The organism is Micromonospora sp. WMMD1128 (genome assembly GCF_027497235.1).
Lineage (GTDB): Bacteria > Actinomycetota > Actinomycetes > Mycobacteriales > Micromonosporaceae > Micromonospora.
Genome location: NZ_CP114902.1, coordinates 5,953,003 through 5,969,991 on the forward strand (window position 1 = coordinate 5,953,003; position 16,989 = coordinate 5,969,991).

General features: G+C 72.4%; 12 protein-coding genes and 1 pseudogene. 5 read left to right on the forward strand and 8 right to left on the reverse strand.

The features are described 5' to 3' along the window. Positions 1-278 precede the first annotated feature (278 nt). Complete coding sequence (locus O7602_RS26880) at positions 279-1,487, forward strand: amino acid deaminase/aldolase (RefSeq protein WP_281585392.1); 1,209 nt, start codon at positions 279-281, stop codon at positions 1,485-1,487. 53 nt (positions 1,488-1,540) lie between these two features. On the opposite strand, the gene O7602_RS26885 is transcribed toward O7602_RS26880, so the two are convergent. Further along, positions 1,541-2,116 carry a TetR/AcrR family transcriptional regulator gene (locus O7602_RS26885; RefSeq protein ID WP_281590551.1) on the reverse strand — a complete coding sequence of 192 codons (576 nt, stop codon included), beginning with the start codon at positions 2,114-2,116 and terminating at the stop codon, positions 1,541-1,543. A gap of 228 nt (positions 2,117-2,344) precedes the next feature. On the opposite strand from O7602_RS26885, the gene O7602_RS26890 reads away from it, so the two are divergent. Then, positions 2,345-3,652 carry a D-arabinono-1,4-lactone oxidase gene (locus O7602_RS26890; protein WP_281585393.1) on the forward strand — a complete coding sequence of 436 codons (1,308 nt, stop codon included), beginning with the start codon at positions 2,345-2,347 and terminating at the stop codon, positions 3,650-3,652. 66 nt (positions 3,653-3,718) lie between these two features. Here the strand turns inward: O7602_RS26890 and O7602_RS26895 are convergent, their stop codons facing one another. The 7 genes from O7602_RS26895 to O7602_RS26925 form a co-directional block, all read right to left on the reverse strand. Beyond that, positions 3,719-4,672 (reverse strand): DUF559 domain-containing protein, encoded by a 954-nt coding sequence (locus tag O7602_RS26895; RefSeq protein ID WP_281585394.1) that lies wholly within the window; start codon positions 4,670-4,672, stop codon positions 3,719-3,721. A 103-nt stretch (positions 4,673-4,775) separates the two neighbouring features. Then, on the reverse strand, positions 4,776-7,610 hold the full coding sequence (gene topA / locus O7602_RS26900; RefSeq protein WP_281585395.1) for a type I DNA topoisomerase: 2,835 nt from the start codon (positions 7,608-7,610) through the stop codon (positions 4,776-4,778). 342 nt (positions 7,611-7,952) lie between these two features. After that, complete coding sequence (locus O7602_RS26905) at positions 7,953-8,561, reverse strand: hypothetical protein (protein ID WP_281585396.1); 609 nt, start codon at positions 8,559-8,561, stop codon at positions 7,953-7,955. Further along, positions 8,552-9,091 (reverse strand): hypothetical protein, encoded by a 540-nt coding sequence (locus O7602_RS26910; RefSeq protein ID WP_281585397.1) that lies wholly within the window; start codon positions 9,089-9,091, stop codon positions 8,552-8,554. Before O7602_RS26910 ends, O7602_RS26905 begins: the two co-directional genes overlap by 10 nt. A 96-nt stretch (positions 9,092-9,187) precedes the next feature. Continuing rightward, on the reverse strand, positions 9,188-11,539 hold the full coding sequence (locus tag O7602_RS26915) for a sodium-translocating pyrophosphatase (protein WP_281585398.1): 2,352 nt from the start codon (positions 11,537-11,539) through the stop codon (positions 9,188-9,190). Positions 11,540-11,833: 294 nt separating this feature from the next. Then, complete coding sequence (locus tag O7602_RS26920; RefSeq protein WP_281585399.1) at positions 11,834-12,271, reverse strand: ATP-binding protein; 438 nt, start codon at positions 12,269-12,271, stop codon at positions 11,834-11,836. After that, on the reverse strand, positions 12,271-12,621 hold the full coding sequence (locus O7602_RS26925; RefSeq protein ID WP_281585400.1) for an STAS domain-containing protein: 351 nt from the start codon (positions 12,619-12,621) through the stop codon (positions 12,271-12,273). Before O7602_RS26925 ends, O7602_RS26920 begins: the two co-directional genes overlap by 1 nt. 134 nt (positions 12,622-12,755) lie before the next feature. On the opposite strand from O7602_RS26925, the pseudogene O7602_RS26930 reads away from it, so the two are divergent. From O7602_RS26930 to O7602_RS26940, 3 genes and pseudogenes are all read left to right on the forward strand, one after another. Then, positions 12,756-15,065: pseudogene (locus tag O7602_RS26930) on the forward strand (DEAD/DEAH box helicase); the annotation flags it as partial. A 728-nt stretch (positions 15,066-15,793) separates the two neighbouring features. Further along, complete coding sequence (locus tag O7602_RS26935) at positions 15,794-16,000, forward strand: hypothetical protein (RefSeq protein ID WP_281585402.1); 207 nt, start codon at positions 15,794-15,796, stop codon at positions 15,998-16,000. Positions 16,001-16,226: 226 nt separating this feature from the next. Continuing rightward, positions 16,227-16,805: a hypothetical protein gene (locus O7602_RS26940; RefSeq protein ID WP_281585403.1), complete on the forward strand. Its 579-nt coding sequence runs from the start codon at positions 16,227-16,229 to the stop codon at positions 16,803-16,805. The last annotated feature ends 184 nt before the right edge of the window (positions 16,806-16,989 follow it).

The following is a 16,989-nucleotide window of genomic DNA, read 5'->3' on the forward strand; positions in this document are numbered from 1 at the left end:
GCGCAGCACCGAGCGGATGGCGGCGAGGCCCGACCGGTCGGCCTGTGTGCCGGGCGACGACACGCCGGACGACTCGCCGTTCTTCTGGCTTTCGATGGCCGTACCTCCACGTGCCGGCCCAGGTCTGGGCATCCCCGGTGGAACACTCTAGCCGCGCGGAGGGGGTCTCCTCCGGTGACATCGCCTGATCGTCGAGCCTAGGCCGCCGGGACCACCGCCCGCAGCCGGACAGACGCGAGGGTATTTCGCATTGCCGTTCCGACAGTTAGCGTGCAGACGTGGCCATCGACCGTGCCGAACTTCGCGATCGTCTCGACCGGGCGACCGCCCACCTCGACCCGCCGTACGCGGTGGTCGACCTCTCCGCGTTCGACGCCAACGCCGACGCCCTGGCCGGGCGGGCCGGCGGCAAGCCGCTGCGGGTGGCGAGCAAGTCCGTGCGGGTCCGCGAGCTGCTCACCCGCGCGCTCAAGCGGCCCGGCTGGCACGGCGTGATGGCCTTCACCCTGCCCGAGGCGCTCTGGCTGGCCCGGGGCGGCGTCGCCGACGACGTGCTGGTCGCGTACCCGACCGCGCACCGGGGGGCGCTCACCGAGCTGGCCGCCGACCCGGCGCTCGCCGACGCGGTCACCCTGATGATCGACGACGCCGGGCAGCTCGACCTGATCGACCGGGTGTGCCCGCCCGGGGGGCGGCCCGCGCTGCGGGTCTGCCTCGACCTGGACGCCTCGTGGCGACCGCTGCGGGGTCGGGTGCACGTCGGGGTGCGCCGCTCGCCCGTGCACAGCGCCCGGGCGGCCGGCGCGCTCGCCGCCACCGTCGCCGGCCGGCCGGGCTTCCGGCTGGTCGGCCTGATGTCGTACGAGGCACAGATCGCCGGCCTCGGCGACGCACCGCCCGGGCAGGCGCTGGTCGGCTCCGCGATCCGGGTCGCCCAGCGCCGGTCGTACCGGGAACTGCTGGCCCGCCGGTCCGCCGCGGTCGCCGCCGTGCGCGAGCACGCCGACCTGGAGTTCGTCAACGGCGGCGGCACCGGCAGCGTGGCCGCCACCAGCGCCGACCCGGCGGTCACCGAGGTCACCGCCGGCTCCGGGCTCTTCGGGCCCACGCTGTTCGACGCGTACCGTGCCTGGCGGCCGACCCCGGCGGCGTTCTACGCCTGCGCGGTGGTCCGCCGGCCGGCGGCCGGGCTGGCCACCGTGCTCGGCGGCGGCTGGATCGCCTCCGGCCCGGCGGCGGAGAGCCGGCTGCCCCGGCCGTGGCTGCCGGCCGGGCTGAAGCTCCTCGGCGCGGAGGGGGCGGGCGAGGTGCAGACCCCGCTCGCCGGCGAGGCCGCGGACGGGCTGCGGGTCGGTGACCGGGTGTGGTTCCGTCACGCCAAGGCGGGCGAGGTGTGCGAGCACGTCAACGAGGTGCACCTGGTCGAGGGCGACACCGTGGTCGGGACCGTGCCCACCTACCGGGGCGAGGGCCAGGCGTTCCTCTGACGTGACGACGGCGGGCCCGGGCGCACGCTCCGAACCCGCCGCTCGTGTGCCGCTCAGCCCTGCTGGACGGCCTCGGTCGGGGCGTCGACCTGCCGGTGCAGGTATTCCCGGATGAGCGCCTTCGCCTCGACAAGCACCCGCTCGTCGCCGTCGGCACGGCGGCGGAACGCCAGCTTGATCAGGGCGTCCGCGGCCTCCACCGCGACCTCCAGATGGAACCGCAGGTCAGGCACGCCGGCCAGGCCGAAACGCTCGGTGAGTACGCGGGCGAGCTGCTCCGCGATGACGCCGTTGTTGTCCCGCGCGTCGTCAAGCAGGTGCAGGTCGACCACGTCGCCGAAGTGCAGGGTACGGAAACCGGGGACGGTGCGGTGCATCGAGATGTACTCGTCGATCGCCGCGTCGACCCCGTCCCACCAGTGGGTCAGATCGTCCGAGGCGAACCGTTCGTCGAGTCGCTGGAGGTAGGACTCCATGGTGCGCAGGGTCAGCGCCTGCACGATCGCCCGCTTGTCCGGAAAGAACTGGTAGACCGACCCGATCGCCACCTCGGCGCGCTCGGCGAGCAGGGTCGTGGTCAAGCCCTCGTACCCCACCTCGTCGACGAGCTCGGCGCAGGCGTCCAGCATCCGCTGGACCCGCGCCACACTTCGACCCTGCACCGGTACCCGACGCAGCGGCCCGGTCGTGGCGGCTGGTGTGGACACTCGGCGCCACCCCCCTTCGACGGATGAAACATATCTGCACGTCACGAGTCTGTGACTACCGGTACAACGAGCCGGGCTCGATTACGGTATTTACCAGGCACAACGTTCCTGATATGAATTCAGTTCATATTCATGTCGAGGAGTTTCACCATGGCCGGTCCCCCCGCCGCCTGGTCCAACTGGGCCGGCAACCAGCACAGCACGGCGCTTGCCACCGTGCGCCCGCGTACCGTCTCCGAGGTCGCCGACGCGGTCCGGCAGGCGGGCGCCGCCGGCCGGACGATCCGGGCGGTCGGCAGCGGCCACTCCTTCACCGCCACCGCCGTCGCCGACGGGCACCGGCTCGACCTCGCCGACCTGGCCACCGACGTCACCGTCGACGTGGCACGTCGCCTGGTCACCGTACCGGCCGGGATGACCCTGAACACGCTCAACGCGCTGCTCGTCGGGTACGGGCTGGCGATGCCCAACCTCGGCGACATCGACGCGCAGACCATCGCCGGCGCGCTCTCCACCGGCACCCACGGCACCGGCGCGAAACTCGGCTGCCTCTCCACCTTCGTGGCCGGGCTGACGCTCGTCACCGGCACCGGCGAGGTGCTGCGCTGCTCCGCCGACGAGCACCCCGACGTGTTCGCCGCCGCCCGGGTCGGTCTCGGCGCGGTCGGCGTGGTCGTCGAGGTCACCCTCCGCTGCGTCGACGCCTTCATGCTTCGCGCGCACGAGCGGCCGGCCGCGCTCGCCGAGGTGCTCGACGACCTGCCCGGCCTCTACGAGCGGCACGACCACGCCGAGTTCTACTGGTTTCCCTACACCGACCGGGTGCAGGTCAAGGCCAACGACCGGGTGCCCGCCGACGACCGTCCGCTGCCCCGCTGGCGCGGCTGGCTGGACGACGACTTCCTGTCCAACACCGTCTTCGCCGGGGCCTGCCGGCTGGGTCGCGCCGTGCCCGCCCTCGCCCCCAGAATCAGCGCCGTCTCCGCCCGGGCGCTCACCGAACGCATCTACACCGGCCGCTCCGACCTGGTGTTCTGCACCCCGCGCCGGGTCCGCTTCGTGGAAATGGAGTACGGGCTGCCGCGCGACGCGCTGCCCACCGCGCTTGCGGAGCTGCGCCGGATCGTCGACCGGCTGCCGTTCAAGGTGCTCTTCCCGGTCGAGGTGCGGTTCACCGCCGCCGACGACATCTGGCTGTCCCACTCCTACGGGCGGGACTCCGCCTACATCGCGGTCCACCAGTACGTCGGGATGCCGTACGAGCCGTACTTCCGCGCGTTCGAGCAGGTGGCGACCGAGCTGGGCGGCCGGCCGCACTGGGGCAAGCTGCACTGGCGCGACGCGGACTCGCTGGCCACCGCCTATCCGAAGTTCGCCGATTTCCAGACCGTCCGCACCCGCTTGGACCCCGAAAACCTCTTCAAAAACCCGTATCTGCAGCAGGTGCTGGGAACCTGACCCGAGATCTTGGAAGATGAGGGCCCTTCCGGGGGCCGTTTGCTTCCAAGATCTCGGCCCTGGTCGTCATCCTCGCCAGCCGGCGGCCCGAAGAGCGGCAGGGATCTGGGCGATGACCGCCTCCGGTTCCGTGCGAAGGGCCCAGGAGGGGAACCGGAGGATGCGGTCGCCCTCGACCCAGAGCTCGTTCTGCCGGCGCATGTCCGCCCACGCGTGCGCCGGGTCGAGATGCTGCCCGCCGTCCACCTCGACGTGCACCCGCCACTCCTCGAAGTAGGCGTCGAGGTAGCGTCGCCGGCCCGCGGCGTCCCGCCGGACCAACTGGCGGGTCGGTTCGGGCAGACCGGCACTGCGCACCAGACGGAGCAGGTCAAGCTCGCCCAGAGAGTGCGCACCGCCGGTCGCATCGGTGGCGGTGGACAGAATCAGCCGACGCCGGCGGACCCGCGGCATCCGGTCGAGCACCTCATGCAGGTCGTCACCGCCCACCAGCCGCTGCTGGAACGCCGCCGCCACGATGGCCCGGGCCTGGCCGTCCGAAGGCGCCCACTGGGCCGCGTCGACCACCGACCGCGCAGCCGCAGTGCGGGGCGGCTGGCCGACGTACACCACGTCCTCGTCGAGCAGGTGAGTCGTCCGGTGTGCTCGCACCCCGGCCGGCAGCGGGGCGCGCCGGCAGGTGGCCGGCAGGAGCAGGTGGACGACGCGATCCGGGAACCCGCGTAGACCACCCGCCTGGGCGGCGGTGATCCCGCCGAGCAACGCGGTCGGCCCGGCGGCCAGCACCGCGATCCAGCGGAGCTGAGCGGAACCGACCGGACCGTTGTGTGCGACGAGAACGGCACGGTGGGCTTGGCGCCAACGACCGGTGGCAACCCGGTGGCGGATCGCCTTGCGGGTGAGGTGCGCCAGCGCCTGACCGAGGCTCAGCACGTCGTCCTGCCGGAACAGCAGCCAGGTCAACTCGTCCGCGTCATCCGCCGGAAGCCTCCGACGCATGCCCGCCCACGAATCCCCCACCCGTCCAACCCTGCCCGCTCGGGTGCCGGCTGCGCCGCCCCTGTGGACAACCGCGAGATCTTGGAAGTTACCGGCCCCTCTGAGGGCCGGTAACTTCCAAGATTCACTCCTTCGGGGTTGAGGTCGCCTTCTTCGGAGGCGCCTTCTTGGCGGGGGCCTTCTTCGCCGTCGCCTTCGTGGCCTTGGCCGCCGTGGTCTTCTTCGCGGCGGTGGTCTTCTTGGCGGGGGCGGCCTTCTTGGTGGCCTTCTTCTTGGGGGCGGGGCCCTTCGCGCGCTTCTCGGCGAGCATCTCGGACGCCTCCGCCAACGTCAGCTCCTCCGGCGTCTGCCCGCGCCGCAGCGACGCGTTGAACTCCCCGTCCGTCACGTACGGTCCGAAGCGCCCATCCTTGATCACCAGCGGCTTCTCGGTGAGCGGGTCGGCGCCCATCTCCCGCAGCGGCGGGGCGGCGGCCCGGCGCTGGCGGGTCTTCGGGGCGGCCAGCAGCGCCAGCGCCTCGTCGAGCGTGACGGTGAACATCTTGTCTTCCGAGTCCAGCGAGCGGAACTCGTCACCGCGCTTGACGTACGGGCCGTAGCGGCCGTTGTTGGCGAAGACCTCGACGCCGTCCGGGGCCACGCCCACCAGCCGGGGCAGGCTGAGCAGCCGCAACGCCTGTTCCAGGGTGAGGCTGTCCGGCGACTGCGAGCGCAGCAACGACGACTTCCGCTCGCCGCTCGCCACGTACGGGCCGAAGCGGCCGGACTTGAGCAGGATCGGCTCGCCGGTCGACGGGTCGTCGCCGAGCTTGCGCTCGCCCCCGCCACCGAGGAACAGCTCGTGCACCTTCTCCGGGGTCAGCTCGTCGGGGGCCAGGCCCTCCGGGATCGGCGCCCGGTCGCCCTGCGAGCCGCCCTCCTCACCCTCGCCCTCCCCGGAGGCCGAGCCGGACGCCGACGCCGAGCCCGAGCCCGACGCCGAGCCGGGCAACGCCCGTTGCAGGTAGGGCCCGTACCGGCCGACCCGGACGACGACCTCGCGCCCCTCGTCGTCGGTGTGCAGCGGGATCGAGTTGACGCTGCGCGCGTCGATCTCGCTGAGGTTCTCGGTGACCAGCTTCTTCAGCCCGCCGGCGTGCGCGATGGCCTGGTCGCCGGCACCGTTGGCGCTGCCGAAGTAGAAGGAGGTGAGGAAGTCGACCGCGGCGTGGTCACCGCCGGCGATCTCGTCCAGCTCGTTCTCCATGCTCGCGGTGAAGTCATAGTCGATCAGGCGCGGGTAGTGCCGTTCCATCAGCCCGATCACGGCGAACGCGAGGAACGTGGGGATCATCGCCTGGCCGCGCTTGTTGACGTACCCGCGGTCCTGGATGGTCTGCATGATCGAGGCGTACGTGGACGGGCGGCCGATGCCCAGCTCTTCAAGCGCCTTGACCAGCGACGCCTCGGTGTAGCGCGACGGCGGCTGGGTGTGGTGGCCCTGCGCGGCCAGCTCGTCGGCGGTCAGCGGCTGGTCCTTGACCAGCGTGGGCAGCCGCCGCTCGGCGTCCTCCGCCTCGGCGTTCTCGTCGTCGCTCGACTCGACGTACGCGCGCAGGAAGCCCGGGTCGGTGATGGTCTTGCCGGTGGCGCCGAAGTCGGCCTCCTCCTGCGCCGACGAGACCGCGCGGATGCGCACGGACACGCTGGAGCCGACCGCGTCGGTCATCTGCGAGGCGATGGTGCGCCGCCAGATCAGCTCGTAGAGCTTGAACTCGTCGCCGGACAGCTCCCGGGCCACGTCGCCGGGGGTGCGGAAGTTGTCGCCGGCCGGACGGATCGCCTCGTGCGCCTCCTGCGCGTTCTTCACCTTGCCGGTGTAGCGGCGCGGCTCCGGCGGCACGCTGCGCTCGCCGTACAGCTCGACGATCTGCCGGCGGGCCGCGGCGATGGCGGTCTCCGACAGGTTCACCGAGTCGGTACGCATGTAGGTGATGTAGCCGTTCTCGTAGAGCCGCTGCGCGGTGCGCATCGTCTGCTGGGACGAGAACCGCAGCTTGCGGGCCGCCTCCTGCTGGAGCGTGGAGGTGATGAACGGCGCGTACGGGCGGCGGCGGTAGGGCTTCTCCTCGACCCGGGTGACGGTGAACGGCCGGTCCGCCAGGCGGGCCGCCAGCCCCCTGGCCCCGCCCTCGTCGAGGTGCACCACACCCGCGCCGGCCCTGACCCGACCCGTGGTCGGCTCGAAGTCCTTGCCGGTGGCGATCCGGTCGCCGTTCAGCGCGACGAGCGTGGCGTTGAACGTGCGCGGGCCCTCGCCCGGCTTCGCCACCGCCAGGGTGGCCAGGATGTCCCAGTATTCGGCGGTGCGGAACGCCATCCGCTGGCGTTCCCGCTCGACCACGATCCGGGTCGCCACGGACTGCACCCGGCCCGCCGAGAGCTTCGGCATGACCTTCTTCCACAGCACCGGGGAGACCTCGTAGCCGTAGAGCCGGTCCAGGATGCGCCGGGCCTCCTGGGCGTCGACCAGGTCACGGTCGATCTCCCGCGGGTTGGCGACCGCGGCCTGGATGGCCGGCTTGGTGATCTCGTGGAAGACCATCCGCTTGACCGGCACCTTGGGCTTGAGCGTCTCCACCAGGTGCCAGGCGATCGCCTCGCCCTCGCGGTCCTCATCCGTGGCCAGGAAGATCTCGTCGACCTCCTTGGCCAGCTTCACCAGCTTGCTGATCTGCTGGCGGCGGTCGGCGGAGACCACGTAGAGGGCGTGGAAGCCGTTGTCGACGTCGACGCCGAGCCGCGCCCACGGCTCGCCCTTGTACTTCGCCGGCACGTCGGCGGCGTTACGGGGCAGGTCCCGGACGTGGCCGAAGCTGGCCTCCACGACGTACCCCGGGCCGAGGTAGCCCGAGATCGTCTTGGCCTTCGCCGGTGACTCGACGATGACCAGACGGGTGGTTCCAGCGTTGCTCGGCACGTCTCTCCCCGACCTCACTCCTACGCCATGCCCGCTTCGGGCCGTGCTGCACCGTCCGGACCGCCGATGGCCCGGACGTCCAACGTAACGCGCCGCCCGCGTTCCGGGTTTCGTGGGCGGCAGACGGGCCGCCTTCCGGGCGACAGTCGGCCGAACCCTGCCGGACGGCGCCACCGTACACCGTGGGTAGGGCGCCAGGCGTGTCACTGTGACGATCACGGACCCCCGGCGGAGGTGACGCCCGTCGTTTTCCTGCGCAAATCGCCGCCCGGCCGGTCCGCGATCGGACAGTCGGTGGTCAACCGTGCGGGCCCGGCCGGTCCGCGACCGGACAGTCGGTGGTCAACCGTGCGGGCCCGGCCAGGTCGCGACCGGCGCGGCCGGGGGCCGCTCCCCGACCAACTCGGCGAGCCGGGTCATCCGCCGGCCACCGATCCGGTACGCGGGCCCGCCGTCCTCGGGCTCGACGAACGCGGCCGGCAGCCCCACCGCGGCCAGCGCGGCGCGCACCGCCGGCCAGCACTGCTCGTCGGCCGGGCCGAGCCGGAGCCGGAACCCGGCCGGCTCGGCGGCACCGGCGGCGGCGACCCAGAGCCGCAGCCGCCGCCCGTCGAGGTGGAACCGGGCCGGTGGCCGCTTCGCCGTGCCGCGCAGCCAGGCCCGGGCCAGCGGGGCCAGCGTGGTCGCGTACGCGGTGCGCACCCGGTGCCGGCCGTCCGCGGTCGGCTCCCAGCTCGCCGGCACGCCCCGGGCGGCCATCTCGGCCACCAGCACGTGCACCCGCCAGGCGGCGTCCACCACCACGGAGAGCCGGGCCGTGCCGCCCATCCGCACCACCTCCCCCGGCCCGGCGAGCAGGCCGGCGAGGTCCGCCAGCGAGGGATCGGCCGCCTCGGTGGAGAACAGCGAGGGCTGGCGGGCCGGGTTCGGGGTGGGAGGGGTCAGCGACACTCCGGGACCTCGTCGAAGGCCTCTTTGAGCTCGGGTGAGTTGAGCTTGCTGGTGTCCAGCGCGCTCGCGTCGTACTCCTTGTTCAGCGTGTCCACGGCGGCGCGCACGCCGTCGTAGAACGGGCCGGCCTGGGCGGTGTCGAGCCCGTCGATGGTGGTCCGGGCCCGCCCGTACGCGTCGCGCATCTTGCCGAGCGAACCCTGGAACCCGGCGGAGACGTCGCTGCCGCGCTCCACCTCGGGCACGCCCGCCTCCTCGACCTTGCGCCGGGCCGTCTCGCTCGCCTGCTCGGCGCCGGAGAAGAGCCGCACCAGGTTCTCCTTGGCCTGCGCCGGGGTGGTCTGCGCGGTCATCTGCTGCTGGGTGCTGCTGGTCAGCTTGGAGATCTCCGCGCGCCACGGCGTGAGCGCCTGGCAGACCGAGGCGGCCCAGGCCCGCGGGCTGGGGCCGCCGCACCCGGCGACGACGAGGACCAGCGTGGCCAGGACCACCGTGAGCTTTCCGGCGGTTGCCGCCCGGCACGTACGCATGCGTTGCAGCGTACGACCTCCGGGTGGAACCGCCACCGGTCAGGTTTCGTGCGGTTCCCGGCCGACCTGCGGGCCGGCCGGGAACCGTCACGTCGATCAGGCGCTCACCGTCTCCGGGTGCTGGTCCGGGGTGCCCGCGCCGGTGTCGTCCGAGTCGGACATGGCCACGCCCTTGCGCTTGCTGAACACCACCGCGGCGGCGATGACGAGCGCGGCCACCACGGCGATCGTGATGCGCAGCGGGGTGTTCTTGTCGTCGCCCACGCTCCAGGCCACCACGGCCGGCGCGATCAGCAGCGAGACCAGGTTCATCACCTTGATCAGCGGGTTGATCGCCGGGCCGGCGGTGTCCTTGAACGGGTCACCGACGGTGTCACCGATGACGGTGGCGGAGTGCGCGTCGGAGCCCTTGCCGCCGTACGCGCCGTCCTCCACCAGCTTCTTGCCGTTGTCCCAGGCGCCGCCGGAGTTGGCCAGGAAGACCGCCATCAGCGTGCCCGCGCCGATCGCACCGGCCAGGTACGCGGCCAGCGCGCCCGGGCCGAGGCCGAAGCCGACCGCGATCGGGGCCAGGATGGCCAGCAGGCCGGGGGTCATCAGCTCGCGCTGCGCGTCCCGGGTGCAGATGTCCACGACCTTGCCGTACTCGGGCCGCTGGGTGCGGTCCATGATGCCTGGCAGCTCGCGGAACTGCCGGCGTACCTCCATCACCACGGCGCCGGCCGAGCGGGAGACCGCGTTGATGGCCAGGCCGGAGAAGAGGAAGACCACCGCCGCGCCGATGATCAGGCCGACCAGGTTGCGCGGGTTGGCCACGTTCAGCGAGTTGAGGATCTCGGTGCCGACGTCGCCCACACCCGCGTCGGAGTACGAGGTCCGCAGCGTGTCGGTGTACGAGCCGAACAGCGCGGTGGCGGCCAGCACCGCGGTGGCGATCGCGATGCCCTTGGTGATCGCCTTGGTGGTGTTGCCGACCGCGTCCAGCTCGGTGAGCGTCCGCGCGCCGTGCTCGTCGATGTCGCCGGACATCTCGGCCACGCCCTGCGCGTTGTCGGAGATCGGGCCGAACGTGTCCATCGCGACGATGACGCCGACGGTGGTGAGCAGGCCGGTGCCGGCAAGCGCGACCGCGAACAGCGACAGCGTGATCGAGCTGCCGCCGAGCAGGAACGCGCCGAAGACGCCGGCGCCGATCAGCAGCGCCGAGTAGACCGCCGACTCCAGGCCGATGCTGATGCCGGCCAGGATGACGGTGGCGGCGCCGGTCTGCGAGCTCTTGCCGATGTCCTGTACCGGGCGCCTGTTGGTCTCGGTGAAGTAGCCGGTGAGCGCCTGGATCGCGGCGGCCAGCACGATGCCGATCACGACCGCGCCGATGGCCACCAGCCGCGGGTTGCGGTCGACGTCGGTCAGCCCGCCCTCCAGCTCGCCGAACGTCGCCGGCAGGTACGCGAACGCCGCGACCGCCACGAGCACCGCGGCGATCACCGCGGAGAGGTAGAAGGCCCGGTTGATCGCGGTGAGGCCGTTGCGGTCGCTGGTGCGCAGCCGGGTGATGAAGACACCGACGATCGCGACGAGCACGCCGATGGTGGAGATGATCAGCGGGAAGACCAGGCCGTCCTCGCCGAACGCGGCCCGGCCCAGGATCAGCGCCGCGACGAGCGTGACCGCGTACGACTCGAAGAGGTCGGCGGCCATGCCGGCGCAGTCGCCGACGTTGTCGCCCACGTTGTCGGCGATGGTGGCGGCGTTGCGCGGGTCGTCCTCCGGGATGCCCTGCTCGACCTTGCCGACCAGGTCGGCGCCGACGTCGGCGGCCTTGGTGAAGATGCCGCCGCCGACCCGCATGAACATGGCGAGCAGCGCGGCGCCGAAGCCGAAGCCCTCCAGCACGGTCGGCGCGTCACCCCGGAACAGGATGACGACGAGCGCCGCGCCGAACAGGCCGAGGCCGACGGTGAGGAAGCCGACCACGCCGCCGGTGCGGAAGGCGATCTTCATGGCGCCCTCGCGCCCGCCTTCCCGCTCCCGGGCGGCGGCGGCGACCCGCAGGTTGGCGCGGGTGGCCAGCCACATGCCGGCGCCGCCGATGAACGCGCTGAACAGCGCACCCACCACGAAGAACGCCGACCGGCCGATCTTCACCAGCGTCTGGTTGCCGTCGGTGTCGTGCACCGGCAGCAGGAACAGCAGCACGACGGCGATCACCACGAAGATCGCCAGGGTGCGGAACTGCCGCAGCAGGTACGCCGACGCGCCCTCCTGCACCGCCCCGGAGATCTCCTGCATGTTTGTGGTTCCCGTACCGGCTGCCAGTACCGCCTTGGTCAAGGCGGCGGCGAAGACGAGCGCCACCAGCGCGATGACCGCGGCGATGACGACGTACGTCACGTTGGCTCCGGTAAGGGACAGTGCGCCGCCGTCGGCGGCCAAGGTCCCGGACATCTGTGTCCTCCTGTACCGAACACTCGCGTCGGCTCGTGGAGACGCACGGGCCGACGCCTGGAAGCGAACTCGCCAGCGCGCGCCATCCACCCGGTCCCGCTGGCTGCGGGGAGCGACCACTTGCTGACAACCCGGGTACTGTAGCCCTCCGGCGTGGTGAGGGTCACATCGAGGGGCCACCCGCCGCCGATGATCTTCGTAACTGTGTTAGGCGAGGAAATCTGATATATGGGCCGGTCAACACGACGAGGCCGCGCCCCCCCGGGCGGGGAACGCGGCCTGCGGGAGGAACGGTCAGAGGCGGCCGGCCGGCCAGGCCATCCGGACCTCGGTGCCGACGCCCTCGTCCACCGGGCGGACCTGAAGATCCTCCACGAAACCGGCGAGCAGGGCGAACCCCACGCCGGTGGTGAGCGCGTCCTCGCTGAGCGATTCCTTGGCCAACTCGTCCGGGCCGAGCGCGGCCAGCCCGAGACCCGCCTCGATCGGGGCCCGGTCCACCACCCGCACCGTGTACGGCCCGCCGTCGGACATCTCCACGTACACCGGCTCCGCCAACCCGTACTGCCGGTGCAGCGCGACCGCCCGGGTGCACGCCTCACCGATGGCCAGGCGCACCTCGTCGAGCAGATCCTCCCGTACGCCGGCCCGCCGGGCCACCGCGACGCCGACCAGACGGGCGGTGCGCACGTGGACCGGCGCCGGAGAGAAGGAAAGCTTGACGGTGGCCATCACGCGCCGGTGGAGTCGGCGGCGATGGCCGCGTCGACCGTCGGGTGCAGCGGGAAGACCTGGTCCAGGGCGGTGATCCGGAAAATCTTGAGCAGCGGCTCCTTGTCGCAGACCAGGCCGAACGAGCCACCGGCCGCGCGGAGCCGCTTCAACGCGCCGACAAGCACACCGAGCCCGGTCGAGTCGAGGAAGTCCACCCGACCCAGGTCCACCACCACGTGGCGGGCCCCGCCGTCGATCAGCTCGATGAGCCGTTCCCGCAGGCGGGGGGCGGTGTAGACATCCACCTCACCGCCGACCTCAAGCACCGTGTGCTCTCCCACGGTGCTGGTCGCCAGCGACAGCTCCATCGACTCCTCCTCGGTAAACTCTCCTGGGCATCTAACCATCCCGGCGTGCGACCACTTCGGGTCACCGGCCCGACCCTCCCCATACCCCCACCCTGCGGTTCCCAATTCCGAACACCAGTGCGAGAGTGCAGGACGTGACCGACGACAGGCCCGGCCCGACGCGCGCGCCGGCCGAGCTGCTGCGTCGGCTGCGGCTGCGCCACGCCACCGACCCGGTCACCCACGTCGAGCGGGTGCCGGCCCGCGCGGGCGAACCCGCGCCGTGGCCCGGCTGGGCGCCGGACGACCTGCGGGCGGCGTTCGCGCGACGCGGCGTGGTCGCGCCGTGGCGGCACCAGACCGAGGCCGCCGAGCTGGCGTACGCGGGACAGCACGTCGTGGTGGCCACCGGCACGGCGTCCGGCAAGTCCCTGGCATACCAGCTCCCGGCACTGAGCACCCTGCTCACCGACCCGCGCGCCACAGTGCTCTACCTGGCCCCGACCAAGGCGCTCGCCGCCGACCAGCTCCGCGCCGTCGCCGGCCTGGAACTCGACGGGGTACGCCCCGCCACCTACGACGGGGACACACCGCGCGCCGAACGGGAGTGGATCCGCCGGCACGCCCGCTTCGTGCTGACCAACCCGGACATGCTGCACCACGGCATCCTGCCCGGGCACGCGCACTGGTCCGGCTTCCTGCGCCGGCTCGCGTACGTGGTGGTCGACGAGTGTCACACCTACCGGGGCGTGTTCGGCTCACACGTCGCCCACGTGCTGCGACGGTTACGCCGGCAGTGCGCCCGCTTCGGTCGTACCCCCGTGTTTCTGCTGGCCTCGGCCACGTCGGGCGACCCGGCGGCGGCGGCCGGGCGGCTCACCGGCCTGCCCGTCACCGCCGTCACCGAGGACACCTCCCCGCGCGGCGGCGTGACGTTCGCGCTCTGGGAGCCGCCGCTGCTGCCCTCTTCGGAGGGCGAGGTCGCCGACCTGGTGTCGGTCCGGCGCTCGGCGCTGCGGGAGACCGCCGACCTGCTCACCGACAGCGTCGTCGAGGGGGTACGCACGCTCGCCTTCGTCAGGTCCCGCCGGGGCGCCGAGGTGGTCGCCGCGAACGCCAGGCGGGCGCTCGACGAGGCGGTGCCCGGGCTGGGCGACCGGGTGGCCGCCTACCGGGCCGGCTACCTGCGCGAGGAACGCCGCGAGCTGGAACGGGCGCTGCTGCGCGGCGACCTGCTCGGGCTCGCCTCCACCAACGCGCTCGAACTCGGCGTCGACCTGGTCGGGCTGGACGCGGTGCTGATCTGCGGCTGGCCCGGCACCCGCGCCTCGCTGTGGCAACAGGCCGGACGGGCCGGGCGCGGCGGGGACGAGGCCCTGGCGGTGCTGGTGGCCCGCGACGACCCGCTCGACACCTACCTCGTGCACCACCCGGAGGCGCTGTTCGGGCGTCCCGTCGAAGCCACCGTGCTCGACCCGGCCAATCCGTACGTGCTCGCGCCGCAACTCGCCTGCGCCGCCCACGAGGCCCCGCTCACCCCGGCCGACCTGGACCTCTTCGGCGAGGGCGCGAAGGAGGCGGTGGACTCCCTCGTCGAGGCGGGCGCGCTGCGGCAACGGCCCACCGGCTGGTACTGGCGGCACCGGGAACGCCCCGAGGTCGACCTGCGCGGCGAGGGCGGCGCCCCGGTCTGCGTGGTGGAGGAGTCCACCGGCCGGCTACTCGGCACCGTCGACGGCGGCTCCGCGCACTTCCTGCTCCACACCGGCGCGGTCTACCTGCACCAGGGCGTCTCCTACCTGGTCGACGCGCTCGACCTGGCCGACGGGTGCGCGCTCGTGCACGCCGAGGAGCCGGACTGGTCCACCCACGCCCGCGACGTCACCTCGCTCTCCGTGGTCTCCGTCCGCTCGTACACCGACGCCGGCCCGGTCGGGCTCTTCCTCGGCGAGGTGGACGTGACCAGCCAGGTGGTGTCGTACCAGCGGCGGCGCATCGCCACCGGCGAGGTGATCGACACCCGCCCGCTGGACCTGCCGGCGCGGGAACTGCGTACCGTCGCGGTCTGGTTCACGCTCTCCCCGGAGTCGCTGGCCCGCGCCGGCGTGGACGCGGCGGACGTCCCCGGGGCGCTGCACGCCGCCGAACACGCCGCGATCGGCCTGCTGCCGCTGATCGCGACCTGCGACAGGTGGGACATCGGCGGGCTGTCCACCGCCCTGCATCCCGACACCGAGGCCCCGACCGTCTTCGTCTACGACGGTCACCCCGGCGGGGCGGGCTTCGCCGAGCGGGCGTACGGGACGGCCGCCGCCTGGCTGCGCGCCACCCGGGACGCGATCGTCGAGTGCGGGTGCGAGACCGGGTGCCCGTCCTGCGTCCAGTCCCCGAAGTGCGGAAATGGCAACAACCCGCTGGCCAAGCCGGAAGCGGTGCAGATCCTCGACGTGGTGCTGGCCCACCTCGCCGGATGCTCGCCCGGTGCCTCCGGGGCTGGCGACGCTTCCGACAGTTGCGGGGTTGGCGACGCTTCCGACGGTCCCGGGGTTGGCGACGCTTCCGACAGTCCCGGGGTTGGCGACGCTTCCGACAGTTGCGGGGTTGGCGACGCTTCCGACGGTCCCGGGATTGGCGGCGGTGTGGCGGGCGGTCCCGGTACGGGTGGCGTTGCCGACGGTACCGGGGCGGGCGGTGGGGTTGCTCCGGGCGCGGGACGCGGCGGAGCGCTGCCGCGGCAGGACGACCGGACGGCGCGACGGTCGACGGCCGGCGGCCCGACGGACTGACCCCGGCGGCCCTCCCGCCGCTCGTTCCTGACTCGGGTCCTTGCCGCTCGTCCCTGCCCCTCGCCTTTGCCCCTCGCCTTTGCCCCTCGCCTTTGCCCCTCGCCTTTGCTGCTCGTCGCCTGCCGTTCGCCCCGGCCCGTGCCCGTACGCCGTCTCCCGTGCCCGCACGCCGTCTCGCTCGCCAGTTCGGCGAAGTGGTGGCATCGGCGGGTGCCGGACCCCGCCACATCGCCGAAATGGCGGCCCCGAGTGCTGGTCGAGGCTCGATCGGTGGGGTGCCGGCGTCTGATGGATGGGACGGGTGCATGAGGTCGGCGGCGTCGGGGCATTGATACATGGGAGCGCTTCCATGCATCATTCCGGTAGCGCAGACGTGACCCCGAGACCCGTCCGCCGGAGGTGCCGCCGTGGCCGACACTATCGCCGAGACCGTCGAGCTGCTCTATGCCATCGACCAGGAGAACCTGACCGCGGACCAGCAGATCGCGCTGGGCACCGCGCTGGCGCACCTGGCCCAGGCGGAGCGGCTGGAGCAGATCAACGAACGTCTGCGCGGCATCCACCAGGTGCTCAACACCTGGGCGTTGAAGGCGACGGTGGACGGCGGACGCTGATCCGCACGCCACCGCCGCTCAAGCCGCCGGACCGGTTCTCGTTCGAGCTGCCGGCCGGGGAGCGGTATCGGTTGGCGGTCGACACCGCCACCGCGGCGAACTGGAGCCGATCACGCATCCGCTGCGACGGAGACGAGGCGACGTCGGAGCTGCCCGGAAGCACTGTGCGAGCGCGCGACGGTGGCGCCGCTGTGCAAGACTCCGGCGACCCCTCAAAGGAGATCAGATGTCGCTCGACAACCTGCAGGCTCAGCACCGGTTCATCGTCCGGCAGCGGATTCGGATGATGGTCAACCAGTACGAGGTGCATGCCGTGGCACCGGACGGCTCCGAGGGTGGGCTGCTCGCATTCGCGCAGCAGAAGCGGCTCGCCTTCAAGGAACAGGTCACCATCTACACCGATGACACCAAGCAGTACCCTCTCCTCGGCTTCAAGGCCCGTCAGCGGCTCGACCTCGGTGCCACCTATGACGTGACCGACCACGCCGGCAACCCGATCGGCCTGTTCCGTAAGGACTTCGCCCAGTCGCTGCTGCGTTCGACCTGGCACGTCGAGCAGCCCGGCCTGCCCCCGGCGGTCGGGCAGGAGCGCAGCATGCCGGTGGCGCTGCTACGACGCTTCGTGGATTCGCTCTCCTGGTTGCCGTACCACTTCGACTTCGTGGCCGGCGGTCAGCCGGTGTTCTCCGTCGACAAGAAGTGGGGCCTGCGCGACCGGTACGTCGTCGACATCCAGCACCCGCACATCGACCGCCGGTTGGTCATCGCCATGGCCGTGGGTCTGGACGCCCTCCAGTCCCGCTGACCGTGAGGCCGGCCGGCGACGCCCGTACGTCCGGTATCGCCGGCCGGCCAGGCGACGACCTGACTGCGGTTCGTACTCGCGCACCGGGGTCCGCACAACGCTGCAAGCGGCCCGGTGGGTGGAGGGCCGATGGCTTTGGGTGCGGTTATGGTCGCCCCCAGCGACAACAACCGCACCCAAAGCC

Coding starts and splice junctions, on each gene's coding strand:
- O7602_RS26885 (WP_281590551.1), bottom strand. CDS start 2,116: ATGCTGGACGCCTGCGCCGAGCTCGTCGACGAGGTGGGGTACGAGGGC.
- O7602_RS26890 (WP_281585393.1), top strand. CDS start 2,345: ATGGCCGGTCCCCCCGCCGCCTGGTCCAACTGGGCCGGCAACCAGCAC.
- O7602_RS26910 (WP_281585397.1), bottom strand. CDS start 9,091: ATGCGTACGTGCCGGGCGGCAACCGCCGGAAAGCTCACGGTGGTCCTG.
- O7602_RS26915 (WP_281585398.1), bottom strand. CDS start 11,539: ATGTCCGGGACCTTGGCCGCCGACGGCGGCGCACTGTCCCTTACCGGA.
- O7602_RS26920 (WP_281585399.1), bottom strand. CDS start 12,271: ATGGCCACCGTCAAGCTTTCCTTCTCTCCGGCGCCGGTCCACGTGCGC.
- O7602_RS26925 (WP_281585400.1), bottom strand. CDS start 12,621: ATGGAGCTGTCGCTGGCGACCAGCACCGTGGGAGAGCACACGGTGCTT.
- O7602_RS26940 (WP_281585403.1), top strand. CDS start 16,227: ATGTCGCTCGACAACCTGCAGGCTCAGCACCGGTTCATCGTCCGGCAG.